Raw genomic sequence first — 26861 nt, 5'->3', positions numbered from 1 at the left:
GAGTTGAACAGAACATGCATCATGAGGCAAAACACAGCACTTGGGCGCTGCTGGCACTGGCAATCAGCGCGTTTGCGATCGGTACAGCCGAATTCATCAGTGTAGGACTCCTACCGTTGATCGCAGACGATCTTCATATTTCCGTAACTTCAGCGGGTCTGACCGTTACCATATATGCTTTGGGCGTCATGTTCGGTGCGCCAATCCTTACTTCACTGACAGCAGCCATATCACGCAAAACGCTGCTGCTGGTCATCATGCTGGTTTTCACAGCAGGCAGTACGCTGGCTTCACTATCCACCGGGATTACCATGCTGCTCATCGCACGGGTAATATCGGCTCTGGCACATGGCTTATTCATGTCGATTGGCTCCACCATAGCCGCCGACCTGGTGCCTGCTGACCGCAGAGCAAGTGCAATTGCCACCATGTTCTCGGGACTAACCATTGCAACGGTAACCGGTGTGCCTTTCGGTACGTTCATAGGCCAGCACTTGGGCTGGCGTGCTGCCTTTATCCTGATCGCAGCTGTCGGGGTCCTTGCGTGGACAGCCAACCTGCTGCTGGTCCCTTCTGCGTTACAGCGCGGAACTCGTACTGCATTTCGAAATCAGGTGAGGCTGGTAACGAACGGACGGCTCCTGCTTGCCTTTACCATCACAGCGGTAGGTTATGGAGGAACGTTTGTTGTATTCACGTATCTGTCTCCGCTGCTGCATGACATCAGCGGGTACTCAGACAAAACGACGGCTTTCATTCTGCTGCTGTACGGTGTCGCTATTGCCATTGGCAATATGATTGGAGGGAGGGCTGCCAACCGTAATCCGCTGAAGTCCCTTCTCTACATGTTCATAGTACAGACCATCATACTGAGTGTGTTATACTTTACCCTCCCCTTCAAATGGACCGCACTGCTGACCATTATGGGCATGGGGCTGCTGGCTTTTATGAACGTGCCTGGTCTTCAGATGGTTGTTGTTTCACTCGCTGAACGGTTTGCACCGCAGGCTAAGGATGTCGCCTCTGCTTTTAACATTGCCTCTTTTAATGCAGGTATTGCTATAGGTGCCTATCTGGGCGGCGTAGTTAATGACTCCATCGGTTTGATTCATACCACCTGGGTTGGTGCATTAATGGTGCTCATTGCGGCAATGCTGACGATATGGGCCAAACATCTGGAACAGCAGGTCACAGCGCATTCAGACAAGTTGGATAAAAGGGAGCCTAACTTCATTAAAGTTTAACCCGTTAAGTCAGCTATCTTCTGGTTGAAGAGAAAAAGTCTGAAACGGGAACCGGTTTCATATCCAATTTCGACAGACTATATACGTAACTATATACGCTGGATGCAATTTGATCTACTATGATTTGATTTTGTATCATGAAATTTTGGCAATCTCACTTTAAATGGAAATATTCACTCACCTTAAGGAGGATTTCTCATGACAACAGCACAACATCTGCAATCCACTACAACACTGCATAACGGCGTTCATATGCCTTGGTTTGGTCTGGGCGTATTCAAGGTTGAAGAAGGTTCCGAACTGATTGAAGCGGTAAAAAGCGCGGTTAAACACGGCTATCGCAGTATTGATACAGCTGCCATCTATGGTAACGAGTCCGGTGTAGGCCAGGCGATTGCCGAAGCACTGCAGGAGAACGGATTAAAGCGCGAAGACCTTTTTATTACCTCCAAAGTATGGAATGCGGACCTCGGATATGCCGAGACACTTGCCGCATTTGATACAACGATGAACAAGCTTGGACTGGATGTTCTGGACCTGTACCTGATTCACTGGCCCAAAGCCGGCAAATACAAAGGGGCATGGAAAGCCATGGAGGAATTGTACGCAGCAGGCCGAATCCGCGCAATTGGCGTAAGCAACTTCCAGATCCACCATCTGCAGGATCTGATACAGGATGCGCAGGTGAAACCTATGGTCAACCAGGTCGAATACCACCCACGTCTGACACAGGTTGAGTTAAAGGATTTTTGTGAGCAGCATGGCATTCAGCTTGAGGCCTGGTCACCGCTCATGCAGGGTGAACTGTTGGACAATCCTGTACTCACAGAGATCGCTGCAGCCAAAGGCAAGTCTGTCGCTCAAGTCATCCTGCGCTGGGATCTGCAAAATGGTGTTGTAACCATCCCGAAATCAACGAAGGAACATCGGATTATTGAGAATGCGGCCATTTATGACTTCGAGCTGTCCGCGGAAGAGATGCAGCGCATCAATGCACTGAACGAGAACGTGCGTGTAGGTCCAGACCCGGACAACTTTGATTTCTGATTCTCATTCGTCTGTACAAAATAATACGCTGTCAACAAAGTCGATTGTTCATCAATCGGCTTTGTTTTTAATTTGGTTTTACATATTAAACTGGTTAATGAGTTTGTCCAGAATCTCCGACTGTTCGATGACCCTTCTTGAATCATTTTAGAATTTGATGTCAAGTTATAGAAAATAATTTTAAAGGCACAAAATGAGATCATTGAAAATATAAAATGCTCTTCTTTCCGTAAAAGCCAAAGAATGATTCACTTCAACTTAGCTTCAAAGAGTTCTGAATGAGCTTTGATCTTCTCAAAAAACGCCAAGCATGAATGTATAATTTTACTACTCCCCATAGCTATGGATAAATTCAACCCTTCTAACATAAGCTCCGTGGAAGCATGAATATCCTTATTCTCATTGAATCGGTAAACTGCCAAATCACCTAAAAACTGAACATATCTCTCTTTAACTATCGTCGATTTATACTCGCCAAACGCAGCTTTTCCCGATTGATAAGGGATATACTCTGCGAACCGCTCCAAGATTTTATCTATGTTGAAATGGTACTGATTCGCCGCCTGAATCATGTGCCACAAAGCAAGGAATATCTCTCCTTCACGGCCTGCTATATAATCCGCATATTCATTGATGACACCTACCTCTCCCGACATCAAACGATACAGATATGTATTAGCGACCGCCCATTCCGAAAACTGCCCAATAATCTGCCGGGCTTCCTCATCCTGCTCTCGAATCCAGCATTCCCCGCTGTTATACAATGCAACAAATTCCAATGCTCTCTGGTAATCACCGCAATGTTCACTTGCTGTAGCTTGAGACAGATAGGCATATAAAATATAGTAATAAAACGGTCTTTCAGCACGCTTCCTTTCTTCTGTGGGGCGTAGAGAACGATGCTGCATCTCATATTGTATTACTGCGATACGCTGCATTTCTTTAGCTAATATATCAACCTTTTCCCATTTATGAGCCATTCCAAAAACATGCATTAGTTGTTTTAACGCATCAAGCTGATCAGCTTCATCCAGTCGATTCACGTATATTTCAAACTGAGCGGCTGCACGTACATTTTCCTCCATATCTTCTCCGAGACTAATTAAAAACAACCGATATTGGCTGAGCGCAAGACGCTCAGAATGCTGATATTTCTCTGCTTCACTCACACCTCTATAGAGAATTCCAGCAGCCGCATGTTTGTTATCCTCAAATAACTCTTCAGCCATATCAAATAATACGGGAACATAAGAAAGGTCTTCTAATATACGGTTAGTTACCTGCTGGATACAATCAATCCGATCTATATCAGCGCAGCGGAATATAAAGGGTCTTATACGCCTGATGGTGATTAGAGTAGAGAAGCACTCATCGATATAATCACTAAAAAAGTAGTCTTCGGGTAAGCCCATTCCGGCAGTAATCGCTGCGAGTTGATTCATTGATATAGGTTTATTACCTTGTAATATACGACTGAGGGTTCCTGAGTTGATGCCAGAGCGATGAGCGAAATGGGAATGTTTTATCTGATTATCCTGTATGTATTGCATCAATTGTTCTCGAATTGAATTTGCCCGCTCCATTATGCTCACCTCCACAAATATACAAGTAATAGGTTAATAACCTATTATAACTATATCAGCTAAGATCCATCATGGGACCATAATAAAAGTATCATCTAACATTTGATCTTCAAAAGTGAAAGTTAACAAACAAATTGAATAGACCTTACCTGTTAAGCTGTACTCTACGCTATATTCTGCTCCTCTGGCATTTATCCAAGCTGCAGCCGAGAGCAAAACTTGGTGTTAAACCAGCGCTTCTATTCCATATATCTTCTAAATGAGAGGTGAGGTGCATGGGTTCAGCTAAAATGAAGCGGTTCTAACTTGTTTCGATCTCCATCGGTTCAATGTTTATTCTGTCCGGGTAAAAAAGAAATTGAAACACTTCAGGCAGAGCACAGAGCATTGGAGAAACAAATCACAAATCTTCTTAAAAAGTAAAGCACCAAAGAGGCTGCTCTAAATTCGATCCGAAATTTAGATACAGCCTCTGCTCGCCTTGTAAACAATACCCACCGAAATATATCACTGCCTGATCTCGCCAAGAAATCCAGCACCCTAGATTTCATTCCAGCCTCTACTTCCAGCACTGCTCTGACTCCAGCTCTACCTTGATGCTGGCTTCGAACTCAAGCTCTACACCGGCTCTTCCTTCTACGTACACTTCGGTTCAGCTCCAGGTCTGAGTGAATTTCCAGTCCCAGTTTATATGAAAGGCTTCCAGCCGTCATCCCCTGATAGAACGCGGGATAACTCATACTCGGCTGCATCTTCGTCCGTCAGTATTCTGGACCATGACACACGATCGTCCGCACCTTTTGCTCCGGGTCCGGCACTTTTATATTCTGCATAATGGACCGTCGCTTCCGCTTCAGACTTGTCCCAGTTGTGCCAGCCCTCTTGTTTCACATGCGCGCCAAGCCAGCAGTTCAAGAAACAGACTTTGGCATGATTACGCCATGGCCTGCCCAGATAGACCGATTGTGGAGGAGCATTGCTGGTCAGATCACAGTCTACAAATATATACCCGTAAGGAACATCCTCTGGTGTAGAAGCTGCCGTAATCCAGCCATTCACCTGCCCTTCCGCGGCCTCCGCTTCCGTCAGACGGCTCTTCGTAAAAATCTCGCAGCCCTTAAACACAACCGTAGCCGAGCCAAAAATAAAATCGATATCCCCTTCGATATAACAATTCTCGAAATACTGTCTTAACTTACGCCGCTCCGCACCGTCCCGCGGCCCGCCGAAATAACTGCGGTCCAAAGGCTGCTCGGGCAGCGGTCCCGTAAAGATTGTATCCTGATAACCGATAAAACGGCAGCTGTGAAACACCGCACGGTCCCCATCCACATAAACGGCCAGCGCCTGCCCTACCTCTTTGCCCGGTCCGGCCGAGTTCACAAAGGAGATTCCTTCCGCTGTAAAATCATCTGCTCCGATAAATGCTGTGTAGGAATGGAACGTATGGTACTGCGAGCCGTCCGCAAATCTCTTGAGCGCATGATCATCGTAGGTGATGATCGTCTGCTCGGCCCCTTCACCAATCAGATGAATGCCCGGCTTCTCCATGTGCAGCTTTTCATAATATACGCCTGCCTTCACTCGAATTGGAAGACTGCCGCGGTCGCTACCACTGCCCATATCACTGACTCCAACACACCCATTACTATTGTCCGGCAGCGCATCGATTGCAGCCTGAATGCTCGAATAATCTCCCGATCCATCAGAAGCAACAGTGATATAAGAGGGCGCTGACTCCGCTTCCAACTCCGCTGCCAGCTGTACTTCCGGCAAGCGATGCTCCGTCATGGCAAACGCTCCATTTCCAGTGCGGCCAGCAGCAGCGGGGCAACGCCCATAAAGGAATCGCTTACAACTGCCTCGCTGACATAATAACCATATGATCCATCACGATCCAGACTCAGTCCCGCCCCATGACATATGCCGTTTAACCGCACACCTTCAGCCGTCTCCTCGACCAATCTGGAGGTAAGCCCCTGCCAGCCTTTCTCTGCAGCTGCTCTAAAGTGAGGTTCCAGATATCGCAGGCGGACTCCTTTTGCAAGTGCATATACAAACATACTTGAACCTGAAGCTTCCAAATAGTTTCCTTTGCGGAATCCTTGATCCAGCACCTGGAACCAGAGTCCGCTCTCCTGCTCCTGTATACGTACCAATGCATTACACATCCGCTCAAAGATGCCAATAATCGTACCCCGTTTGGGATGATTCAGTGGAAAATGCTCCACACTGTCCACAATTGCCATCGCATACCAGCCCATCGCTCGGCTCCAGAAGTGCGGAGAACATCCCGTCTGGGAATCTGCCCAGATCTGCTCCTTCGACTCATCCCACCCGTGATACAGCAGTCCGGTACGTGGATCGCGTGTCTTTCGTTCAATCAGCAAAATCTGATGGGCCACCTCATCCCATAAATCCGGACGCTGGAACGTCTTTGCATACTGGGAGAGAAAAGGGGAAGACATGTACAGCCCATCCAGCCACATCTGGAATGGATAGATTTTTTTGTGCCAGAATCCTCCCTCGGACGTTCGGGGCTGGCCCGCAAGCTGTGCGGCAAGCAGATGAGCTGCCTCCGCGTAGCGCCCATCCTCAGCACCTTCCAGTAACGCAAACAGGTTTTTCCCTTGATTAATCTGATCCAGATTATATTCTTCCAAGGAGTAAGTACCGATGGAGCCATCTGGCTGCACATACAGGTCCATATGTTTTTTCATAAAATCGATATATTCCTGCCTGTTATACTCTTCCCCTGTTCGTGCCACAGCCATTAACGTCATGCCCTCCACATATGCCCATCGTCCTGAAGGAAATGCATGAAAGCCTTCCTCGTTACACTGCTGCATAATCGAAGCTGCAATTCGCTCGGACCAGGATAACTGTGTCTGTACCTGCATCGCGGTACCTCCTAGTATTTTGTATTGGTTCGAATAATGACGTACATCGGATCTGTTACTAATCACTGCTCTCATTCTGCTCATTCTTTCTACGAAATCCGGCATTACTGCCGGCACACTGCTGTTGAATTACGCAAATTCAGCTTCGGCTGGATGACAACCGGTACATCCACCTGCTCGTCACGGATCAGGGATACAATCAGCTCGGCCGCCTGAACAGCGAGTTCATCCAGCGGCGGACCGATGGTGGTCAGCGCGACTTCGGCATACTGCATATCAGGCAGATCGTCATAGCCAATGATCGAGATGTCACGCGGCACGCTGTAACCTGCTTCGAGAAGCGCCCGAAGCGCCCCCCGTGTCACGAGGTTGTTCAGGCCGATAAATGCCGTTGGAGACTCAGGGCCAAACGTATAATTTCGGATGGCAAAATAGCCATCTTCCCATGAAGAGTAAGCTGGCAGCACATCGTCCTCATTAAAAGTCAGACCCGTGCGCTCGCAGCGCTTCCCTATACCCTTCCAGCTTGACATGCTGTGAGTTGCCGATGAATCCGATGCGGCTGTGACCGAATGATTTCAGATGCTCCACTGCTTTGAACAGGCCCTCCTTACGATCAATCTTGATGTAAGGCGAATTCGGGGCTTCATCTGTACCGAGTACGAAACATGGCATGTTCAGCGTTGCGAATTTTTTCCAAAATGCATCCCGGTTGTCGAGTGCATAGTCCCACAGAATACAACCATCCACCCGCAGCTGGCTGAACACATCCACCCCGTCATCGGCTGCAACCAGAATCATCTGATATCCTCGCTTCTTCAGCTCGGTATGCAGGCTGCCTGATATGTTGGAGAACAATGGATTGCTCAGCTCATCCAGCACAAAACCAATGATATTGCTCCTGCCGGTAGAGAGCTGCCGGGCCAGCATGTTTTTCCGGTATTGGTGTTTTTCCGCTACCGCAAGCACCTTCTGCTTGGTTGCCGGTTTAATTCGGGGATCGTCATTCAGTGCCTTCGATACTGTGCTGTAGCTCACCCCCGCCAGTTTGGCTATATCTTTAATGGTAATCAAATGGAATCAACACCTCTCATATGCCTGAAACCTGTTTCTATTTCTGTGCAGCTTTATAGCGATCATATTGAGCCTGTCTGCCTGCAATCACTTGTTCAACATTCATGCTCTTCAGAGTCTCGATATAACTGTCGAACTGATCCAGACTTGCGTCACCGCTAATAAACTTGAAGTTCATCTCTTCCACATAGGTGGTGATGTCAGGCATCGACATGCTTTCAACGCTTGCTTCATCCGGAAGCGCGTACACAAACGGGAACGGCTCACGCACATATTTTTCTAACTCTTTGTCCAGCTTCGCATGCCATGGTGCAACGATGGAATCTGCCGAATCTGTGGATTGGATATTGGGCAGATTGACCGGACCAATTCCGAGCTTCTGGATATATTCATTGTCTTTACCTTTATCCGTGAATTTCTTTACACCGTTCTCTTCTGTATAGGTATCATCCTTGATCCCCCAAGTGTAATACGTCTGTGCTTCATCACTGACGGCATAATCCAGGAAGCGGAAAGCAAGTTCCGGATTTTTGCTGTCCTTACTGATGCCGAAGATGCCGCTAACCGGTGTACGTCCGATGTAGAACTGGTCTCCGTGCGGTCCTTTTAATGGCAGAATGCCTTTGATAATAGACTCTTCCGGCTTGTAATCCTTGAACAGCGGGCTGTACACCATCGACATATACCAGCTGAAGTTAAACGTTGCTCCAGTTACATCCTGGGAGATCCGTGAGGTAACCTGGTCACTCGTCGTGCTCGCATAGTCCACTCCAAGCAGACCTTCCTTATACAGACCATTCAAGTATGTCAGATATTCCTTGTAAGCTGGCTCATAATAACTGAAGTGCACTTTGCCTTGATCATCGGCATAGAAATTGTTAGACAGATCAAGTCCAAAGGCTGGGCCAAAGGCCATCGGTACAAACTTGGATTCCATAGACAATGGAATTTCATCTGCTTTGCCGTTGCCGTTCGGGTCGTCTGTTTTGAATTTGCGCAGCATCGCTGTGAACTCATCCAGTGTGGTCGGTTCGCTTAATCCCAGTTTTTTCAGCCAGCGCTCATTAACCATGAATACGGGCATGTAGTTTCGGGTCAGCGTCTGCTGCGGAATATAATACATTTTACCATCTGGCGTCGTTAAACTGGCTTTAACCGATGGAGACTTTTCATATATTTTTTTGAGATTGACTCCGTATTTGTCTACCAGATCATTAATCGGCATGAACAGACCGCTGTTAATGTATTTCATTAATTGGTCCTGATCCGGCAGGTACACGATATCCGGAAGCCCCGTACCCGCTGCCAGTCTTGGGTTCACAGCATCTGCGTAGTTCTGAGGAGGGATCAGATCCCAATCTACCTTCACACCTGCATTGCTCTCGATTTTCTTGACGATGGCTGCGGTAGACAAGTCTACGTTGGTTGTCCATGCGTTCGTTGCCAGGATAGACAGCTTCGCATCCGGTTGATCTGTTACCGGCCCGGCGCCGGTATAATTGAAGGCTTTTTCTGTACTCTCAGGTGTTTTCCCCGCATCGGTTCCTGCCCCTGTCCCCCCGCTGCAGCCCGCCAAACTGATCGCAAGTATCGCTGCAATGACACTTTTTCTTCCTGCCCCTTTGAATCTCATCCATCATTCCTCCTTGGTATGAATCCTTTTTGAACTCCCTTGATCCTTGAACAACCCTGTTTTCCACTTCATTCTGACAGAAAAGCCCAGCAGCAAAATCTATCCTTTCACGGCTCCGAGGGTAATGCCCTTAACGAAGTACCGCTGGATAAACGGGTAGATCATCACAATTGGCAGAATGCTGACCACAATAGATACATAACGAACCTGCAGCGTTGAAACCGCCAGTGCGCCGGATGTCATCGTACCACCCATCTTCTGCATAACCTCCGGCGAAGCCATGATCAGTACCCTTCGCAGGAACATCTGGAGGGGTCTGCATATCCTGTTTGCCCAAATACAGCAGGGCCGAGAAGAAGTTGTTCCAGTGGAATACGGCATAGTACAGCGTCAGCACCGCCAGTGTTGGCTTGATAATCGGAACAGCGAGACGATACAGCATCGTCATCTCATTGGCTCCATCAATGCTGGCGCTTTCAAAAATTTCATTCGGAATGCCTTCAAAAGCCGAGCGGCAGATCATCACGTTAAACGTAATCACCAGCACTGGCAGCACCATCACCCAGCGGGTATTGTACAGCCCCAGTGATGTAATCAGCATGTAGACCGGAATGAGGCCACCTGAGAAATACATGGTGAAAGCGATGAAAAAGTTCAGTTTGCGCCGCAGGAAAAACTGCTGTCTCGACAAGGGGAACGCGGCAAGGCAGGTGGCCACAATGTTCAGCAGCGTACCCACAACGGTATACCAGATGGTGTTATAAAAGGAAACCCACAACTCCTTGTACTGCAGGACCATCTGGTACCCTGACAAGGTGAATCCTACAGGCCAGAGCACCACTTTCTGTTTATCGATGGCATCCACCGAACTGAAGGAAATGCTGACAACGTACAGGAACGGATACAAGGTGACTACAACCGCCAGAATCGTCAGTAGATAGACGAAGACATAGAATAATCGGTCACTTCTCGATTTTTGCATACAGGTTCTCCTTTCTCTCTTGGTTCATTAGGCGTCTTACCAGAGTGACATTTTGGTAAGGCGGCGAGTCATCGTATTGGCTGCAAAAACAAGCACAAAGGTAATAATGGAGTTAAATAGTCCGATTGCTGTGGCGAAGCCATAATTCTGACCCTCGATCCCCATCCGGTATACATAGGTAGACAGCACATCTGCCGTTTCATAGGTGGCCCCGTTGTAGAGCAGGTATACTTTCTCGAAGCCTACGCTCATAATGCCGCCAAGCGACAGCAGCAGCAGAATGACAATGGTTGGTTTGATACTGGGTAGTGTAAGATGCCACAGCTCCTGAAATTTGTTCACGCCGTCGATTTTGCCGGAGTCATACATCTCGGGGTCAATCCCCATAATGGCTGCGATATAGATGATGGAGCTGAAGCCAAAGCTCTGCCAGATGTCAGAACTGGTGAAGATGGTGCGGAACCAGCTGGCATCCATCATGAAGTTTACTTTTTCCATACCGAGACTTGCGATCAGGGTGTTTACAATACCGTCTGTTGGTGACAGGAAGTTGATAATGATGCCGGCCACCACAACGGTGGAGATAAAGTGAGGAAGGTACGTAACCGTTTGCGCGAAGCGTTTAAAGGTTCGGTTCTTAATCTCTACGATGCAGACTGCAAATAGGATGGGGATGGAGAAACCGAACAAAAGCGGAAGAAAAGCCAGTAAAAAGGTGTTGCGCAGCAGCCGCCAGAAGTAGATCGAGTTCACAAACTGCTCAAACCAGCGCAGCCCCACCCATTCGCCACTGAACATGCCTTGACCTGGTATAAAGTTACGAAAGGCAAGAAGTACACCCGGCATGGGCAGATACATGAAGATGAGATAATACAGAAAGATTGGTGAGAACATCAGCAGCAGATACTTATCCCGCCGGATGAGACCCAGCAGCGTAGACATGCGTTTTTTCAACGTAACCACTCCCCTTCGCTTCATAATTACAACGTTTGAATTTTTTGATAAAATAGATTTCTGTTCTGCCGACATGGTCTAATATTGATGCACATACAACTCTGTATTAACCTCTATTATACAAGTATATATATGCGAGAATTGTTGAGCAAAGTATCTTTTGAGTTTCAATCACACCTTCTCAGTCCGTGTTTACATCGTAATTACAACGTTGTAATTTTAATTTAAATGTATACGCTTACATAAACTTTTTCCCATCTTAGCAAAGTCTTCACTGTTTGGCAACAACAAATATTAGAGGCCTGCCCTTACGTCCCAATTCAACATTGAATCTGCTCGGAATCTGTGCCTACAATAAAGATATTGAAGCAGGCTCACGTGTAACTCAAACAGCGATATGGAAGAGAGGACGTTTGGAATGATCATTGATGTACAGCATGTTACTTGGAAAAGAGGGCCGCTCACGCTGCTGCATGATGTCAGCTGGCGTGTAAACAAAGGCGAACACTGGGCGCTGCTTGGCCTGAACGGCTCCGGCAAAACAACGCTTCTCAATATGATTACAGGTTACCTGTGGCCAACCGAAGGCAGCATCTCGGTACTTGGTCATGAATATGGCAGTGTGGACCTGCGCGAGCTTCGAAAGTCGATCGGCTGGGTGAGCTCCTCTCTGCAGGAGAAACTGCATGCTTCCGACCGCACGCAGTATGTCGTAATCAGCGGCAAACATGCCACCATTGGCCTGTATGACAAGTTGGCAGATGAAGATCTGGAGCAGGCCAGGCACTGGATGCACACACTGGGCTGCCAGCATCTGTGGGATCGCGAATACCGCACCTGCTCCCAAGGAGAGAAGCAAAAACTTCTTATTGCCCGCGCCTTGATGGCAAATCCGCAGCTGCTCATTCTCGACGAGCCCTGTAATGGGCTTGATCTATTCTCCAGAGAGCGTCTGCTGGACAGCATAAGTGAACTCACAGCTCAAGCTGATACGCCTTCCCTGATCTATGTCACACATCATACAGAGGAAATACTGCCTGTCTTCCGGCACAGCCTGCTGCTCCGCCGGGGAGAAGTGTTCGGCAGCGGATTAACCTCTGATCTGATGACTAAGAGTGTATTAAGTGATTTCTTTGAAGCCCCGGTAGAGGTGGAGCAGCATGGTGAGCGAGTCTATGTTCGAGCAGCTGCAGCTGAAGGTTAGATGCATCAGAATAGATTCACAGCATCAGGGATAAATCATAAGCAAAGCCCAAAATCTTATCCACATGTGGATAGTTTTTGGGCTTTTCACTCCTATATGTTGTGTTATCCACTGTTTTCTGTGCAGAACTTTCCCTAAATTGAGTATAACTTACTCACTTCAGTTTACGTGCGGACAGAAACAGAAAGAGCGGAATACGCTGTCTTCGCAGATACGTCTCTTCATCCGTGAAAAAAGCACGCTGCGGTGCCGACTCACGCAGCTGCTCCACACGAAACCCGGCCTGCTGCAGTGCTGTGTAATAGGATTCAATGGATCGGTGCATTTTTTTGACCGAACCCCCAAGCCACTCCTGCTCGCGGAAACCTTCGACGAAATACTGATCCACAATCCAGTTCGTCCGTATTCCAGAAGGCTGCAGCGTGGATGTAATGACCGGGTGTTCTACCGAGAATATAAAGGAACCGTTCGTTTTCAAAGCACCGTATACACTGCGAAACAGGTGATCCACATCCTTAACGTAATGAATTGCTAATCTTGAGATGGCCAAGTCGTATGTGTCCGCAGGATACGTCCACTCCTCCAGATAAGACTGCTCAATCCGGGCATTTAATCCCTGAACTGATTTGCGGGCAGCCTGAACCATATTGGTCGATCCTTCAATTCCTGTGTAGGATAAACCTTTATGCTGTTTCCCCAACAGTTCAGCTGCAAACCCTGCGTCCCCACAGCCAAGATCCAGAATATTCTTACCCGCAGCATCGCCAATCAACTCCAGCATAACCGGCTTCTCCAGTGTATCATTGGCATTGTCCTGCCCCTGCCTGCGTTCCATATACGTCTGAAATACAGCATCATTGTCATAGAAATCCGAACCTCTTTCACCCATATCTGTATCGTCCTCCATTCGTTCATGAGCTGCACATCCATCATTTAACCATTTAGGGATTCTCTCCTGTCTGGAATCTGTGAAAGTATACCAGACATAAACGACTCCTGCCATAACAAAAAGACTGCTCACAGATTCCGTCTGTAAACAGTCTCTCATCGTCTATCCAAAGCGTTCGGTCTTGTACCATTTGCTCTCCCGTTTGCGGATCTTGTCCATCAGCAGATTGTAGAATGCCCGAATCGAGATCAGAATGAAGAGCTGCGCGTACGTGAAATACGATACGCATGAATAGATAAAATTGCGGGTGTTGCTCTGCCCGATATCGGCAGCGAGCGCCAGATTAATCTGCAGCACATAGATGAAGTACATCAGTGCCCACCCAATCACGAGATAAACGTAAGCATCTCCTGCGAACTGGAACGGAGAACTTACTTCCGGTTTGAACATAGCGATGACCTGATATACGAGGTTCACGACAAAAATAATGTCTGACACGATAATGGCCAGCATAAACCAGAAGTAGCTCACGGCATAGTAGAGAACGAGCAGTTTGTTGCGCCAACTGGAACGATTAAACAGGTTATGAATGTTATCCAGAACAACCTGGTAGTTCCCTTTAGCCCAGCGTTCACGCTGCTTCATGTAGACGCGCAGCTGCTCCGGCTCCTGCTGATATGCTTCTGCCTGCGGCGCAAGTGCAACCAGCTGTCCCCGGTTCATGATCTCAAATGAGAGGGCGGTATCTTCCGTAATGGCAGTGACATCCCAGCCGCCGATCTCACGAATGAGACTTGTCTTGATGATATAATTGGTACCTGGAATCGTTCCCAGCTTGAACAGCTCCCACAGCCCCGTGTGGTAAACACGCTGCGATGTAATAATTTCGAGATTAATACATTTGGAGAGAAAGTTCTGCCCCCGGTTACGTGCTTTGTTACGACCAAACACGACACCATACTGCTCCGGGTTTTCCAGCGATTTTTGCGCGAGAAACATCAATGAATTCCGCTCCGGTGCAGCATCTGCATCGAATATGCAGATCCATTCGCCCGTCGCCAGTTCCAGCCCATCGTTCAGTGCACCGGATTTGCCGCCGGTGCCTTTACGCTCGAGAACCGTGACTTTGCGATGCATATAACTGGTCTGACTTAGGAACGACTGCAGCCGATCTGCAGTATCATCCGTACAATTATCCGCAATGACAATTACCTGCACCTTATCTTCCGGGTAGTTGAGACGCAAAATATGCTCTACCGTTGCTACAATAACCAGACCTTCGTTATGAGCGGGTACCATGACAGTTACGGTTGGGTATTGCTCCATATTGTCCGGGATCTGAATGCCTCTCTTTTCCTGCTTGCGAATAAATCGAATGGCTCCAGCCATAATGACGATGGATTCAAATACCGCAATCCAGATACTAAATATCGATAAGATCAGAATGATATCAGCCACCCGTTTTCCTCCGATCATATCTCCGGATCACCCTGGAGCGAAAACGAAGCGTTGCTATCGTTAACCCGATTGTAAATACCGCAAAAATACAGCTGACAGCAATACAAATCGGGATAAACCAGGACATGTAATCCATTCGCATCGCTCCTTCCTGTTAGATATATTCCCCAATGAGGTCCGTCTCTGTATTTCGCTCAAGCGCAGCCAGCACAGCATCCAGATTTTCATACTTGCTGAACTGCTCCTTATGGAATACCAGTGCACCGGATTTAATAACGGTCTGCAGTTCATTTCCCCGTTTGTCCAGCACCTCGAGATCCATTACACTTTGTTTGATCCGGCGGGTAAGCATCGGCAGGTATTCCACATTCACCATGGGACATAAAATAACGAAGCGACCACGATCTACGAAAAATTTGTGATCCTCGTATCGAATCTGCTTCTGAATGGTCTGTGAGATCTCAAGCAGGAATTGTGCATACCGCACCGAACCAAGGGACTCCTGCACAAGTGGTAGAAATTCGATCTTGAACATCGCGATACTGAAACCGTAACAATCTGAATAACGACGGGCGAGATTGCTCTGCTTGATTAATGTATCGTGTAATGCATCTTTATTGCCCAGGGTGGTATCCAGATCAATCTCAGGATTTTGATTTTTCATCTGCTCAAGACGTTCAATTACCCTTGCACTTCGCACAAGTCTTCTCTTGATGAATGCAGCGACGATGACATTCGCCGGAATCAGCAGCCACCAGGAAAACACAAGCACATTGGGATCCGCGAATGTCACCAGCCAAACAAAATAGATGACCAGGTATACAAATACCAGCACGACGGATACACCAACAGGAAGCAAAAGGCCTAAAGCGAGTGCCCCAAGCGATGCAATGCTGAGCGCGGCATTAAGGCTGGTATAACTCTGGTTCATGTACAAGTGAAGATACACGAGGAGCTGCTGCACGATGGCAAGGCTGATCAAGACGGCATATCCCCAGGCAAGACGATGAGTAGGTGCTTTATTTTTCATAGGCCTCCTTCGCTGCATCGAATATCAGGTTCACTCGGTGCCCATATATCTTTTAATTAAAACGATAAACTCAGAAACTTCTACAAAAAGTGACAATATCATCTACTAATATATAACCATATTATCAGTGATTATATAATTATAAATTTACTTTTTGAGAAAATTATACAATTTTGTTTCTCCAAGCAGCGGAAACAGATTGTCGAACAGATGAGTGTTTCCATCGAACACATAACCGCCCGGGTACCGTGCATCCTGCCCCCGGAAGGTAAGCATATGTTTGTACAATTGTTTGGCCCAAGCCGGATCATCTGTGCGAACAGCGAGCAGGATGGCCAAGCCATACACTGACGCCGATTCGTAATTAACGGCAGGTGTGCGTGCTTTTCGATCATACTGTCCGGGGAGCCTGCCCCGGGTGTCATATTCTTTTTTTAGAAAAGCGATAAGCTTGTCGGGTTTGTTTCCCGTCTCCATCACATGATTCGCTACAATAAGCTGATCAATCAAACTCACCTTGTCATCATAAGCGTAAGACAGGGTGCTTACGTTGATGCTCTTCGGATAGAATAATCCATCGTCAGGCATTTTATGCAGTACACTTTCATAGCGCATATAGGCATCCGGCTCCAGCATCTGATGATCTCTCATCGCCTGCAGTGCGGCTATGTCTACATAGACCAAACTGAGTGTATCCGCAGCATGACCTATTTTAAAATCATAAAAATCGACCATATACCCCTTCTGCTCGGTTCTCTTCGTCAACGTACGAGAAAGCGCCGATGCTGCCGCCAGTCTGTCTGCTCTGCCCTGCTCCCACTTGTCAGCTGCCTGCAGCAGCGCTCCCACAATTCGCAGGTCGTCCCCCAGCGCATTCGTCGTGACATGAGCATCCCCCTGAGGATCAAGTTTCCAAGCAATATATAAATCCGGCCGGATCACGTAATATGCCTGGAGCTGCTTGAATGCCTGCTCGAACAAAGGCTCGTTATCACTCGCCAAAGCATACTGCATCCACAGTCCAAGCGATTCCGACAACGCTTCTCGGCCTGCCGCGATTTCTGCCCTTTCGGATGCTGCATCCTGCAGATAGGTGGCAAGAGTACCATTCGGATTTGTCATATGTTCTTCAATAAAAACGGCCGTAGGCGATACCTTCTCCATGACGAATCGCTCCCTCCACAGCAGTACTATCAGCAAAGATGCGGCAGCAAGAAGCAGTACGAACACTGAACGCTTGTTATGAAAAATAAACTTCACACCATTCCTCCTGATCGGAATATACGACGAAGCGGCCTGCCCCTCTCTGTGTAAGACAGAAGGTCTCATCCCAAGTGTGCGCTTAATCAAGGTTATCCATGTATGAGCGGCGTCCGCCCTTTTTAACAAATTTCCAATCCACCTCAATATTATGCCTCATCTTCCGCAGCAGACGGATCGCTGTATGTATCTCTTCCTCTGACATGCCATGCAGCGTAACCTGATCTGAATGCACTCCTTCTCTGCGAATGAATTCCCAAGCTTCAAGCCCTGCCTCGGTTGGATAAAGAACCTTATTCTTTTTATTACCCAATGCGGACTTTTTTACAATAAAGCCGTCTGATTCCAGTTTGCTGATTGCTCTGGCTGCCGTTGTACGATCAACCTTGAGCAGTTCGGCCAGCTGGTTAGGGATAATACCGGGATTCTCGCAGATGCGGTATAAATATAAATACTGTCCACGAGACAAATTGAATTGCTGAAACTCAACGTTGCTGATGGAATCCAGACAGCGGGCGATCATGCCAATCTCTCGCAGCACTTCTCTCGGATCGTTTGATTCATTCACAGAGCCCACTCCCCTATAAAATTGTTGCATTCGCAACATAAATAATGTTATAACTACACTTAGTTTATCACGTTCAGTTCTATTACCCTATTACATTACGATTATGCAGAGGAGAAATATTTATGGAAATAACGATTGTTCAGGCAAACACCCAAGAGCTTCTTGATGCATGCTTTGCCATTCGCACCGCCATTTTTGTCGAAGAACAGGGTGTGCCTGCTGCCGATGAATTTGATGCATATGATGCGTTAGGAACAGAAGCACGCCACATCCTGCTGTATGTAGACGGAGTGCCTGCCGCTTCCTCCAGACTGCGCATTGTGGAGCAGGTGGCGAAGCTTGAACGAATCTGCGTAATGTTGGACTACCGCAAACATGGCCTGGGCCGGAAGTTAATTATCAAGCTGGAGGAGATGGCAGCAGCAGATGGGCTGGAGAAAGCCAAGCTGCACGCACAGGTTCAGGCCTCCGGCTTCTATGAACGTCTGGGCTACGCTCCAGCTTCTGATGTATTTATGGAAGATGGCATTCCCCATCTATTGATGACAAAAAAGCTGAATTAGGCTGCAAATACTCTCATTACGAATCAGCTCACGATTTAAGAAATGAAGAAGTTACCCTGCTGTCTTAAAAAAACGCCTCGATCCTCACTTCATTAGTGATTGGATCAAGGCGTTTGTTGTATACATAGACATTAAATAACAAGGGCAGCGTTACTTCACGTTGAAGCACTGTGCATGTGCAATCGGCTTTATGCACCGCATCATATGTAGTGCTTCGCCTCCGATACGAGCTTCCTGCTTCTTGTTTCATGAAAGGGTAATTTGGTACCCGCTTAGCTTTAGCCCATAGCCAGACGGCTTGTATCTGCTTTTGCAGCTGCTTTGCCATCTGTCTTTGCTTCTGCATTGTTTTTCATCTGCTTGCTCCGCAGCTGTCCGCAAGCAGCATCAATATCTGTACCATGCTCCATACGTACCGTGGAGTTAATATTATTCTTTTTCAACGTATCGTAGAAGCCCAAGATGGACTCTTCCGTACTCCGCTGATATTGACTGTGCTCATCCACCGGGTTGTATGGAATCAGATTAACACTCACCATGCTCTTCCGGCTTGATAACAGTGCAGCCAGTTCCGCAGCGTGTTCGCGCTGATCGTTCACATCACGAAGCAGAATGTATTCAAACATGATACGTTTGTTTGTTTTCTCCAGATAATAATCCACCGCATCCATCAATTGTTCGATTGGGAACGCCCGGTTGATTTTCATGATCTGGGTGCGCAGCTCATTATTCGGTGCATGCAGCGAGATCGCAAGGTTTACCTGTAGACTGCTGTCTGCAAATTCCTTAATTTTATCCGGTAACCCGCTTGTGGACACTGTGATACGTTTCGCCGCAAGAGCCAGCCCTTTGCGATCCTTAACCACTTCGATAAAGCTGCTCATATGCTCGAAGTTGTCAAACGGTTCACCAATCCCCATCACAACGACGTTGGTGACGCGCTCCCCTTGTCCCGCTGCATCCAGATGACGCTGTACGTGCATAATTTGCTCCACAATCTCTCCTGCGGAGAGGTCACGGCTTTTCTTAATCAGACCACTCGCGCAGAAGCTGCAGCCGATATTACATCCGACCTGGGTAGTAACACAGACGGTCAAGCCGTACTTTTGCCGCATGAGCACTGTCTCGATCAGATTGCCGTCCTGCAAACGGAGCAGGAATTTCACCGTGCCGTCTGCTGATTCCTGCTTCACATGTTCACTCAGTGAATTCATCGTGAAATGCTCAGCGAGTACATCCAGGCACTCCTGACGGACATCGGACATACCGTCAAAATTGTGTGCCCGCTCCTGGTATAACCATTCCCAGATGCGGGAAGCGCGAGATTTCTTCTGCCCATGCTCGGGCAGCCAATCACGTAATTGCTCTAATGTTAATCCATATATGGATGATTTAATCATGGTATAAACCTCTTTTCGCAAAAAGCATATGGCTCATCGGTCGTCTTACCCAAAAAACCTCTACTCTGTATTGTCCCAAAATTAACAGGGGAACACAAGGGCTTTTGCATTTCTTCCAAGAGGTTTTACGCTTGGTAAATCTGCGCAGCAGCCCTTAGAAGTGAATAATGCCTGATGTATGCAGCAGCACAAGCAGAACCAGAATCGGTGCAATATATCGCAGCATGAACAGCCAGATGCGGAACCAGCCAGATGTCAGACCGGATGCTTCAGCCGCTGTCTTCCAGAAATATCCCGCGAAAATGGTCACTAACAATCCGCCTACAGGCAGCATAATATTGGACGCCGCGAAGTCCAGCCAGTCGAATACATTCTTCGATCCAATTTTCCATTCGGGGAACAATCCGAGCGACAGCACGGAAGGAAGCCCCACGATGAATACAGCCAGAGAAATGACCCATACAGCACGGTTACGGCTCCAGGAGAGACGTTCCATGAAATATTTTACGGGAACCTCGAGCAGTGATACCGCTGAAGTCAGCGCTGCAATGGCCAGCAAAACAAAGAACAACCCGGCAAACAGGAATCCCAGCGGCATTGCCGAGAATGCTGCAGGCAGCGCAATGAAGATCAGAGAAGGGCCTTGGTCAGGCGCAATGCCAAATGAGAAGGTCGTCGGAAAAATGATCAGACCTGCGATAAAGGCATAGAGCAGGTCACCCGCACCAACAGCTACTGTTGCTGCACCGAGAGATTGGCTTTTATCTACATACGATCCGTAGGTCACGAGAATACCCATACCAAGCGACAGGGAGAAGAAGGCATGTCCAAGCGCAACCAGCGCCGACTCCGTTGTCAGCTGGGAGAAGTCCGGATTCAGGAAAAAGGATACCCCGGCACCTGAGCCCGGCAGTGTAACTGCTCGAATCATCAGGATAATCAGCAAAACCAGCATGGCTGGAATCAGAATTTTGTTAAACTTCTCGATCCCGTTGGATATACCCTTCGCTACAATCCAGCCTGTAATCAGGACGGCAGCCAACTGCCATACAATCGGCATATAACCGCCTACAAATGTATTGAACTGTCCGGCATAATCCGAATTGTTAAACAACGTGCCGCTGAATGAAGTTACAGCATACTGCAATGTCCAACCCGCGATGATGACGTAGAAGGACAGAATGATAAACGGTGTTAATACCTGCAGGCAAACCCGCTGCCAGCCAGCCTTTATGCCCGCCTGCTTTGATAAACGCAGTTGCTGCACTCCCCCGTCCACTGCGTCCGATAGCCAGCTCAGCAAGGAGGACCGGCAGACCGATCAGCAATAAACAGACAATAAAGAGCAGGAAAAATGCCGCTCCTCCATTTTCACCCGTGATATACGGGAATTTCCACATGTTACCGAGACCCACGGAGCTCCCGATCGCTGCCAGAATGAAACCGGCACGCGAGAAGCGCTCCCCTTTGCTGCCGTTGTTAGGGTCCAGTTCAGACTTACTCAAATTCATTGTATCTACTCCATCACTTTAAAGTTTTCCCGTAATTATATACTACTCCGCTTGTCAGGTCATTCAAAAATAAAAATTTGTCGAAAAATCACCATATTGGGGGCTGATTCCAGTATGGGACAATTCTATGGAGCTTAACCATCCATCCCGTTAAAAACAAAAAAGAGACGCCTCAGACAGCCAATTCCAAGGCCTCTGGTGCATCTCTTTCATCTAAAGATTTCTGCTGCACTGGTCAAAGCGTTCGCTTTCACTCACCCGAAGCTGCGTTATGCTCTGTCTCCAGGTTGTCTAGACTTTGATCTCAAGCAGTTCATATTTGATGACACCCATGGGAGCATTCACATGGATAACACTGCCTACTTCTTTACCCATCAGCTCTTTGCCCAGTGGGCTCTCGTACGAAATTTTATTGTTGGATACATCCGCTTCTGCAGGACCGACCAGCTGATATTCAATCTTCTCAGCAAATTCAAGGTCGTTCAGCAGTACCGTTGAGCCGATGCTTACCTGGTTAGAATCGATATTGTCTGAGCTGATGACTCTTGCTTTCGTCAGCATTTTCTCCAGAATCAGAATACGGGTCTCCATAAATGCCTGATCATCTTTGGCTGAATGATACTCGCTGTTCTCCTTCAGGTCCCCGTAACTGATCGCAAGCTTCAGTCGTTCTGCCAGTTCCTTGCGCTTTACCGTTTTCAGTTCCTTCAGTTCTTCCTCCAGCTTTTCCAAGCCTTCCTGTGTCAAAATCACTTCATCATTAGCCATGTTTTCCATCTCCTAATCCTGCTATCTATCTCTATTCTAACCTATTTCCACTCCAAACGGTTAACATACCCCGGAAAAAGAAACCAAACTCCCATACATCGAAATAACTCCACACCGGGAATATGATGTGCATACCCTGTAATCCCTATACTTTACGGTCAATTGAATTGTACCGGTACAATTAGAGCAAACACATGTGTGCATTTCAGATGTTCACTTATACAATGAATTCAGGGCAGCAGCGTTCAATACAATGACCTGCAGCCCATCATATAACTTGAGGTGATCGAGATGAATGTTACATTGACTCCAGCTGAAATAAACGCTTATCTGAAACGGATAGGCTTGGATACGATCAAGAAACCGACTTTAGAATTCCTTGCCGAAATGCAGCAGGCACATATCCACCATTTATCTTGGCAAACGGTCGATATTTTTGCAGGTAGACCTGTGGGCATCGATCTGCAAGAATCCGTGCAGCTTATTCTACAAGGACGAAGCGGTTACTGTTTCCATTTGAATGGCGCATTCAGTGTTTTACTTCATTCCCTTGGATATAAAGTACATTGGCACCGCGCAGGTGTTCAGCCGCACGGAGAACAGCCGCGTGTAAACTCGTTCCATCTCGGTCTGTCCGTCTCTTTGCCAGATGAGGAACCGAATGTGGAACGTTGGATTGTAGATGTCGGTCTGGGCGGCATGCCTTTTGAACCGATCCCTCTCCGTTACGGAACCTATGGATCCGCGCCGTTTACTTATACTTTAATGCCTTCTTCCGTTGTTTCCGGTGGATGGAGGCTTGAATACGAGCTTAACGGGCCCAGTAAGGGAGTGGACTTCGATCCCGAGGAGCTCATCAGTTTGGATGAGTTTATTCCCAAACATGAATTCTACAGTCAATCTGCCGATTCGCCTTGGCATAACACATTTTTGCTCCGTCAGAGAGATCGAGGACACAGCTATGAGCTGCGTGGATGCATGCTTCGCACGCACGGAATCGAAGGCATTAGCAAGACGGAAATTCAAACCTACAATGAGTGGAAAGACATACTAACCAAGCTTTTCTTTGAACCGTTGGTGAATTATACGGAAAAAGAACGTAGGGAGATGTGGGATCAAATACAAATTGCGCATGAAGAATGGAAGAAAACACAACCAGCTTGATCCACTGGGGAAAACGCGAGATAAGGCTAAATATAGAGGAAAGCCTGTCATCCGTGCCGAATACAGCATCAGGTGATAAATGATGATAACTATACAAGTACTGCAAGTACCCTCTGTGATACCCGAAGTATACTGGGATCTTTTTCTGTCATCCGTCTCTGAGGAGCGGCGTGCACAAGCTTCTCGTTTTATACATCAAGCGGATGCCTATCGGTCCGTGCTGGGTGAAGTGCTGACCCGTGTAACTTTAAGCGAAATAACGGGAATAGGGGCAGACAAGCTTTCCTTTTCCCGCAGCATCTATGGTAAACCTTGCCTCGCTCAATACCCTGACAGGCCATTTAATGTCTCTCACTCTGGGGACTGGGTTGCTCTAATCTCCGGAGGGACAGATGAACTTGGTGTAGATGTGGAAAAAATAAGTCCGATCGATCTGCAGATCGCAGAGCGTTTCTTCTCGCCACAAGAGAATACGTATCTGGCAGCACAGCCTGTCGATCAACAGTTAAATACCTTTTATCGCCTGTGGACGCTAAAAGAAAGTTACATTAAAGCTATAGGCACAGGTCTGTCGCTGCCGCTGGATTCTTTTGCTATTCTCCCAAGCCAGTGGGTACAAGGGCAACAGGTTGATGATCTCTGTTGGCGCTGCACGCAAACTGGGCACGCAGAGTTAACAGGAAAGCTACAGCAAAAAGGGGAGCAGCTGAGCAGCGATGCAGAAGGTGATAAATACATACGCGTCATGCCCCATCGTTTCTACAGCCAGCCTCTGGATACAAAGCATATGCTGGCTGCCTGCACCGCCGATGGTGAACTGCCAATGAGACCGGAAGTTGTGACGTTGGATCAGATGTATACCAAGCTGGTGGAAGACGCTAACGCTGGGAGATGATATGTTTATGTTAGCCCGGTGGGGTTGAAGCAAAGTACCGGGCCTCCCCCAAGAAACGCTGCAAGTAACGTATTGGACGCGCGGGCGGTGTAGTCTTATTCACTACTCGTCCTTCTGTTTCAAAGGGAACCGTTAAGCTCCCATAGAACGCGACCCTTTAGTTCTCCCAAAGAACCGAGAACACATAAAGAAAAGGACAGCGACAAAAATGAGAACGAAAACTAAAAATTCAATCTTGTATCCAAAGCGATAAAAAAACGTGCCTGCTATTGGCCCAATTGTCATCCAGACATATCGGAAAAAGTTATAGACTCCCGTTGCACTTGCTCGATGATTCGGCATTTCATCAGCCAATATCGTGATCTGGACGGGGAGCGATAATCCAAGAGTCAAACCAAATATGGCCAAACTTATTGCCAGTGTGGAAATCGACAGTGACGCTGTCATTACGAACAACAGTATGGACATCATATTATATACCGCTAACAACAACAGCAACCTTTTGGCTTCGACATACTCCTGCAGACGTCCGCCAATCATGCTTCCGATGACGATGCAGACCGATATAGGCAAAAACAGCCACCCGATGCTGCTTGGCGTCAAGTCATATCCGTCGATCAAAATATTCGGAAGCAGCACAAGTAACGTATAGAAGACTGCGTACTGTACAGAACCTAGCACAACAATCGCCAGTCCGATGCGGTGAGTTAGTACCGCGGTCATCTGCTGAAGCCGAAATTGTCCCCCATTAACATGGGGCGTCCACGTCTCTGGCAAACCCAAAAATAAAATGAGCCAAAACAATAAACTCACTGCAAACAGAAGCCAAAATAAATGATCCACGCCGTAATGTTGTCCTACAATGCCACCTACGACTGGCCCCAGACCGGGCCCAAGTGCCACCAACATTTGATAGATCCCCATAGATCGTCCCCGTTTTTGCCCTTCAAACAAATCTCCGATGATGGTAATAGCTGCTACCGAACCCACGGCAACTCCCATAGCCTGCAGCGCCCGAAATATAATTAATTGCGTGACCGTATCAGACATCGCTGCGCCAATCGTGGCACATACATAAAACATAAATCCGATCAACAACATTTTACGCCTTCCATATCGATCCAGTAACGGACCGTAAACGAGCTGCATACAAGCAAAAAATATCGGATAGATAGCAATTGATAAGTTAACCGCGTCTTGAGAGGTTTGAAGCTTCTTCGCTAATTCTGGCAGCAACGGCGAGTAGAGGGTTTGTGTGAATGGACCAAAAAACGCTGCCAGAGAAACCAAATAAACCAATAACGATCTGCGCATCTTTCCACCTCCATAATCCCTATTTACAACGCTAATCATACAAAATATACTTACAAAAGATAAGTACACACTTTTTCGTGCAAAACTTACCGGAAGGGAAGTGTCGTTAGAGAATGTCTGCTGTTCAATATGAATTCAATGGCAAGCAGTATCAGTGTCCAATCGAGCTTTCAGTCTCTCTCTTCTCTGGAAAATGGAAAACAACAATTATATGCAAATTAATGGATGGCACAAAGCGATACGGGGAATTGAAGAAGCTCATTGACGGGATTAACCACAAGATGCTTGCTGAACAACTTCGTGAGCTCGAACAGGCAGGAATTATTAACCGCAAGGTCTATCCTGTCGTGCCGCCCAAAGTAGAATATGCTTTAACGGAGCTGGGTGAACAATTAACGCCAGCCATCCGTCTATTACAGCAGTGGGGCAGTCAGTTCGCAACAGAGCTCCCTCAGGAGTCCCCTGTTCAAATCTCCGTTCCTTTATCGGCGGATAGCTAGACCCTCCCTAGTCTCTCCGTAAGCGTACATCCAAAAAGGCAGCCTTGTGCATGATGAACATGCGGGGCTGCCTTTTTCAGCTTACTTACTACTTTGTAAGTATTGAACTAAAAAGTGAGTACTTACTTTTATAAAGTAAATTGACTATGATGTAAGGGCAAAACACACCTTCCGCAGAATGGAGAGATAACTATGAAAACGTTGATTATTGCGGCTCATCCCGATCTGGCCTCATCACGGATCAATCAGGCTTGGGTACAAGAATTACAGCAGCATGATCATATTACCGTGCACGACTTATACCGTCAGTATCCCACAGGAACGATCCATGAAAGACATGAACAGTTGCTGCTGGAGCAGCATGAACGCATCATCTTCCAATTCCCAATGTATTGGTATAGCAGCCCGCCACTTCTGAAGCAGTGGTTTGATACCGTGCTTCAGCCTGGATTTGCCTATGGGCCTGACGGAGGCAAGCTGCAAGGAAAACAGATAGGCGCAGCCGTATCGACTTTTGGTACAGCTGAATCATATCAGTCAGCCGGAACCAACCGCTTCACAATTGAAGAGCTGTTACGGCCTCTGGAGGCACTGGCACGTTATGTTGGCGCAGATTACCTACCTCCATATTCACTTCATGATGTATCCCATGTAACCGATGAGCAGTTGGAGCATAGCCGATCACAGTATCTCCTATATATAAACGCTCCTGCGGAGCAAACCGAAGTTCAACAATTCGGCTCTTGATGTCCTTTTTAGTCCAGCTTTCTCCACGGTAATAACCACCCAGCAAGCCGAACAACTCAAAGAGGGCTGCTCAGGTCTATAAAATAGCCCCTACAAGATGGACACTTAAAAAAGTCATCTTGTAGGTTTTTTTGTGTACATTGAATAAAAACTAGCGGTCAAGCGAATGTCCA

Annotated in this window: 24 protein-coding genes and 2 pseudogenes; 8 read left to right on the top strand and 18 right to left on the bottom strand. The window is 47.4% G+C overall.

What is annotated here, in order from left to right; translation table 11 throughout:
- Nucleotides 1-14 precede the first annotated feature (14 nt).
- Together ABXS70_RS27300 and ABXS70_RS27295 are read left to right on the top strand one after the other, a co-directional pair.
- Nucleotides 15-1244, top strand: coding sequence for an MFS transporter (locus tag ABXS70_RS27300; RefSeq protein ID WP_342553390.1), 1230 nt, complete (start codon nt 15-17; stop codon nt 1242-1244).
- Between the two features lie 198 nt (nt 1245-1442).
- Nucleotides 1443-2291, top strand: coding sequence for an aldo/keto reductase (locus ABXS70_RS27295; RefSeq protein WP_342553391.1), 849 nt, complete (start codon nt 1443-1445; stop codon nt 2289-2291).
- A gap of 78 nt (nt 2292-2369) precedes the next feature.
- On the opposite strand, the pseudogene ABXS70_RS27290 reads toward ABXS70_RS27295, so the two are convergent.
- The 9 genes and pseudogenes from ABXS70_RS27290 to ABXS70_RS27250 form a co-directional block, all read right to left on the bottom strand.
- Nucleotides 2370-2432, bottom strand: a pseudogene (locus ABXS70_RS27290) (hypothetical protein); the annotation flags it as partial.
- Nucleotides 2433-2539: 107 nt separating this feature from the next.
- A complete protein-coding gene (locus tag ABXS70_RS27285) occupies nt 2540-3874 on the bottom strand; it encodes a helix-turn-helix transcriptional regulator (protein ID WP_342553392.1) in 1335 nt (444 codons plus the stop codon).
- Between the two features lie 687 nt (nt 3875-4561).
- On the bottom strand, nt 4562-5665 hold the full coding sequence (locus tag ABXS70_RS27280) for a pectinesterase family protein (protein ID WP_342553393.1): 1104 nt from the start codon (nt 5663-5665) through the stop codon (nt 4562-4564).
- On the bottom strand, nt 5662-6774 hold the full coding sequence (locus ABXS70_RS27275; RefSeq protein ID WP_342553394.1) for a glycoside hydrolase family 88 protein: 1113 nt from the start codon (nt 6772-6774) through the stop codon (nt 5662-5664). The genes ABXS70_RS27280 and ABXS70_RS27275 overlap by 4 nt, the downstream gene beginning before the upstream one ends.
- 104 nt (nt 6775-6878) lie before the next feature.
- On the bottom strand, nt 6879-7307 hold the full coding sequence (locus ABXS70_RS27270; protein WP_366292408.1) for a substrate-binding domain-containing protein: 429 nt from the start codon (nt 7305-7307) through the stop codon (nt 6879-6881).
- Nucleotides 7252-7848, bottom strand: a complete 597-nt coding sequence (locus ABXS70_RS27265; protein WP_366292405.1) for a LacI family DNA-binding transcriptional regulator — start codon at nt 7846-7848, stop codon at nt 7252-7254. Before ABXS70_RS27265 ends, ABXS70_RS27270 begins: the two co-directional genes overlap by 56 nt.
- Before the next feature lie 37 nt (nt 7849-7885).
- Complete coding sequence (locus ABXS70_RS27260) at nt 7886-9481, bottom strand: extracellular solute-binding protein (protein ID WP_342553396.1); 1596 nt, start codon at nt 9479-9481, stop codon at nt 7886-7888.
- A 130-nt stretch (nt 9482-9611) separates the two neighbouring features.
- On the bottom strand, nt 9612-10463 hold the full coding sequence (locus ABXS70_RS27255) for a carbohydrate ABC transporter permease (protein WP_366292402.1): 852 nt from the start codon (nt 10461-10463) through the stop codon (nt 9612-9614).
- Nucleotides 10464-10499: 36 nt separating this feature from the next.
- The gene (locus ABXS70_RS27250) at nt 10500-11405 is read right to left on the bottom strand and encodes an ABC transporter permease subunit (RefSeq protein WP_342556476.1); all 906 of its coding nucleotides are present in this window, start codon (nt 11403-11405) and stop codon (nt 10500-10502) included.
- Between the two features lie 430 nt (nt 11406-11835).
- On the opposite strand from ABXS70_RS27250, the gene ABXS70_RS27245 reads away from it, so the two are divergent.
- Nucleotides 11836-12621, top strand: coding sequence for an ABC transporter ATP-binding protein (locus ABXS70_RS27245; protein WP_366292399.1), 786 nt, complete (start codon nt 11836-11838; stop codon nt 12619-12621).
- A 154-nt stretch (nt 12622-12775) separates the two neighbouring features.
- Here the strand turns inward: ABXS70_RS27245 and ABXS70_RS27240 are convergent, their stop codons facing one another.
- The 5 genes from ABXS70_RS27240 to ABXS70_RS27220 form a co-directional block, all read right to left on the bottom strand.
- Nucleotides 12776-13510, bottom strand: a complete 735-nt coding sequence (locus tag ABXS70_RS27240; RefSeq protein ID WP_366296793.1) for a class I SAM-dependent methyltransferase — start codon at nt 13508-13510, stop codon at nt 12776-12778.
- Between the two features lie 162 nt (nt 13511-13672).
- Nucleotides 13673-14968 (bottom strand): glycosyltransferase, encoded by a 1296-nt coding sequence (locus tag ABXS70_RS27235; RefSeq protein WP_366292396.1) that lies wholly within the window; start codon nt 14966-14968, stop codon nt 13673-13675.
- 154 nt (nt 14969-15122) lie between these two features.
- A complete protein-coding gene (locus tag ABXS70_RS27230; RefSeq protein WP_366292393.1) occupies nt 15123-15998 on the bottom strand; it encodes a diguanylate cyclase in 876 nt (291 codons plus the stop codon).
- 147 nt (nt 15999-16145) lie between these two features.
- On the bottom strand, nt 16146-17258 hold the full coding sequence (locus ABXS70_RS27225; protein WP_366292390.1) for a glycosyl hydrolase: 1113 nt from the start codon (nt 17256-17258) through the stop codon (nt 16146-16148).
- A gap of 82 nt (nt 17259-17340) precedes the next feature.
- On the bottom strand, nt 17341-17781 hold the full coding sequence (locus tag ABXS70_RS27220; protein ID WP_366296791.1) for a MarR family transcriptional regulator: 441 nt from the start codon (nt 17779-17781) through the stop codon (nt 17341-17343).
- A gap of 167 nt (nt 17782-17948) precedes the next feature.
- Here ABXS70_RS27220 and ABXS70_RS27215 point away from each other — a divergent pair, with 167 nt between their 5' ends.
- Nucleotides 17949-18389 (top strand): GNAT family N-acetyltransferase, encoded by a 441-nt coding sequence (locus tag ABXS70_RS27215; protein WP_366292387.1) that lies wholly within the window; start codon nt 17949-17951, stop codon nt 18387-18389.
- Nucleotides 18390-18667: 278 nt separating this feature from the next.
- Here the strand turns inward: ABXS70_RS27215 and rlmN are convergent, their stop codons facing one another.
- The 3 genes and pseudogenes from rlmN to greA form a co-directional block, all read right to left on the bottom strand.
- Nucleotides 18668-19789, bottom strand: a complete 1122-nt coding sequence (gene rlmN, locus ABXS70_RS27210) for a 23S rRNA (adenine(2503)-C(2))-methyltransferase RlmN (RefSeq protein WP_366292384.1) — start codon at nt 19787-19789, stop codon at nt 18668-18670.
- A 154-nt stretch (nt 19790-19943) separates the two neighbouring features.
- Nucleotides 19944-21300, bottom strand: a pseudogene (locus ABXS70_RS27205) (sodium-dependent transporter).
- A 291-nt stretch (nt 21301-21591) separates the two neighbouring features.
- Entirely contained in the window at nt 21592-22068 is a 477-nt protein-coding gene (gene greA / locus ABXS70_RS27200; protein ID WP_342553405.1) for a transcription elongation factor GreA, read from the bottom strand.
- Nucleotides 22069-22359: 291 nt separating this feature from the next.
- Here greA and ABXS70_RS27195 point away from each other — a divergent pair, with 291 nt between their 5' ends.
- Nucleotides 22360-23232 (top strand): arylamine N-acetyltransferase, encoded by an 873-nt coding sequence (locus ABXS70_RS27195; RefSeq protein WP_366292381.1) that lies wholly within the window; start codon nt 22360-22362, stop codon nt 23230-23232.
- 79 nt (nt 23233-23311) lie between these two features.
- Entirely contained in the window at nt 23312-24127 is an 816-nt protein-coding gene (locus ABXS70_RS27190) for a 4'-phosphopantetheinyl transferase superfamily protein (RefSeq protein WP_366292378.1), read from the top strand.
- Nucleotides 24128-24259: 132 nt separating this feature from the next.
- On the opposite strand, the gene ABXS70_RS27185 is transcribed toward ABXS70_RS27190, so the two are convergent.
- A complete protein-coding gene (locus tag ABXS70_RS27185; protein WP_366292375.1) occupies nt 24260-25441 on the bottom strand; it encodes an MFS transporter in 1182 nt (393 codons plus the stop codon).
- A gap of 113 nt (nt 25442-25554) precedes the next feature.
- Between ABXS70_RS27185 and ABXS70_RS27180 the strand changes: the two genes are divergently transcribed.
- On the top strand, nt 25555-25941 hold the full coding sequence (locus ABXS70_RS27180) for a helix-turn-helix domain-containing protein (RefSeq protein ID WP_366292372.1): 387 nt from the start codon (nt 25555-25557) through the stop codon (nt 25939-25941).
- Between the two features lie 192 nt (nt 25942-26133).
- Nucleotides 26134-26688 (top strand): NAD(P)H-dependent oxidoreductase, encoded by a 555-nt coding sequence (locus tag ABXS70_RS27175; protein WP_366292369.1) that lies wholly within the window; start codon nt 26134-26136, stop codon nt 26686-26688.
- Nucleotides 26689-26861: the final 173 nt, after the last annotated feature.

The organism is Paenibacillus sp. AN1007, from assembly GCF_040702995.1.
Lineage (GTDB): Bacteria > Bacillota > Bacilli > Paenibacillales > Paenibacillaceae > Paenibacillus.
The sequence above is the reverse complement of the archived record's forward strand: the minus strand, read 5'-3'. Positions and strand labels throughout refer to the sequence as shown.

Coding starts and splice junctions, on each gene's coding strand:
- ABXS70_RS27280 (WP_342553393.1), bottom strand. CDS start 5,665: ATGACGGAGCATCGCTTGCCGGAAGTACAGCTGGCAGCGGAGTTGGAA.
- ABXS70_RS27250 (WP_342556476.1), bottom strand. CDS start 11,405: ATGTCTACGCTGCTGGGTCTCATCCGGCGGGATAAGTATCTGCTGCTG.
- ABXS70_RS27270 (WP_366292408.1), bottom strand. CDS start 7,307: ATGTCAAGCTGGAAGGGTATAGGGAAGCGCTGCGAGCGCACGGGTCTG.
- ABXS70_RS27240 (WP_366296793.1), bottom strand. CDS start 13,510: ATGGGTGAAAGAGGTTCGGATTTCTATGACAATGATGCTGTATTTCAG.
- rlmN (WP_366292384.1), bottom strand. CDS start 19,789: ATGATTAAATCATCCATATATGGATTAACATTAGAGCAATTACGTGAT.
- ABXS70_RS27295 (WP_342553391.1), top strand. CDS start 1,443: ATGACAACAGCACAACATCTGCAATCCACTACAACACTGCATAACGGC.
- ABXS70_RS27180 (WP_366292372.1), top strand. CDS start 25,555: ATGTCTGCTGTTCAATATGAATTCAATGGCAAGCAGTATCAGTGTCCA.
- greA (WP_342553405.1), bottom strand. CDS start 22,068: ATGGCTAATGATGAAGTGATTTTGACACAGGAAGGCTTGGAAAAGCTG.
- ABXS70_RS27185 (WP_366292375.1), bottom strand. CDS start 25,441: ATGCGCAGATCGTTATTGGTTTATTTGGTTTCTCTGGCAGCGTTTTTT.
- ABXS70_RS27175 (WP_366292369.1), top strand. CDS start 26,134: ATGAAAACGTTGATTATTGCGGCTCATCCCGATCTGGCCTCATCACGG.
- ABXS70_RS27215 (WP_366292387.1), top strand. CDS start 17,949: ATGGAAATAACGATTGTTCAGGCAAACACCCAAGAGCTTCTTGATGCA.
- ABXS70_RS27275 (WP_342553394.1), bottom strand. CDS start 6,774: ATGCAGGTACAGACACAGTTATCCTGGTCCGAGCGAATTGCAGCTTCG.
- ABXS70_RS27220 (WP_366296791.1), bottom strand. CDS start 17,781: ATGATCGCCCGCTGTCTGGATTCCATCAGCAACGTTGAGTTTCAGCAA.
- ABXS70_RS27190 (WP_366292378.1), top strand. CDS start 23,312: ATGATGATAACTATACAAGTACTGCAAGTACCCTCTGTGATACCCGAA.
- ABXS70_RS27230 (WP_366292393.1), bottom strand. CDS start 15,998: ATGAAAAATAAAGCACCTACTCATCGTCTTGCCTGGGGATATGCCGTC.
- ABXS70_RS27300 (WP_342553390.1), top strand. CDS start 15: ATGCATCATGAGGCAAAACACAGCACTTGGGCGCTGCTGGCACTGGCA.
- ABXS70_RS27195 (WP_366292381.1), top strand. CDS start 22,360: ATGAATGTTACATTGACTCCAGCTGAAATAAACGCTTATCTGAAACGG.
- ABXS70_RS27285 (WP_342553392.1), bottom strand. CDS start 3,874: ATGGAGCGGGCAAATTCAATTCGAGAACAATTGATGCAATACATACAG.
- ABXS70_RS27260 (WP_342553396.1), bottom strand. CDS start 9,481: ATGAGATTCAAAGGGGCAGGAAGAAAAAGTGTCATTGCAGCGATACTT.
- ABXS70_RS27255 (WP_366292402.1), bottom strand. CDS start 10,463: ATGCAAAAATCGAGAAGTGACCGATTATTCTATGTCTTCGTCTATCTA.
- ABXS70_RS27245 (WP_366292399.1), top strand. CDS start 11,836: ATGATCATTGATGTACAGCATGTTACTTGGAAAAGAGGGCCGCTCACG.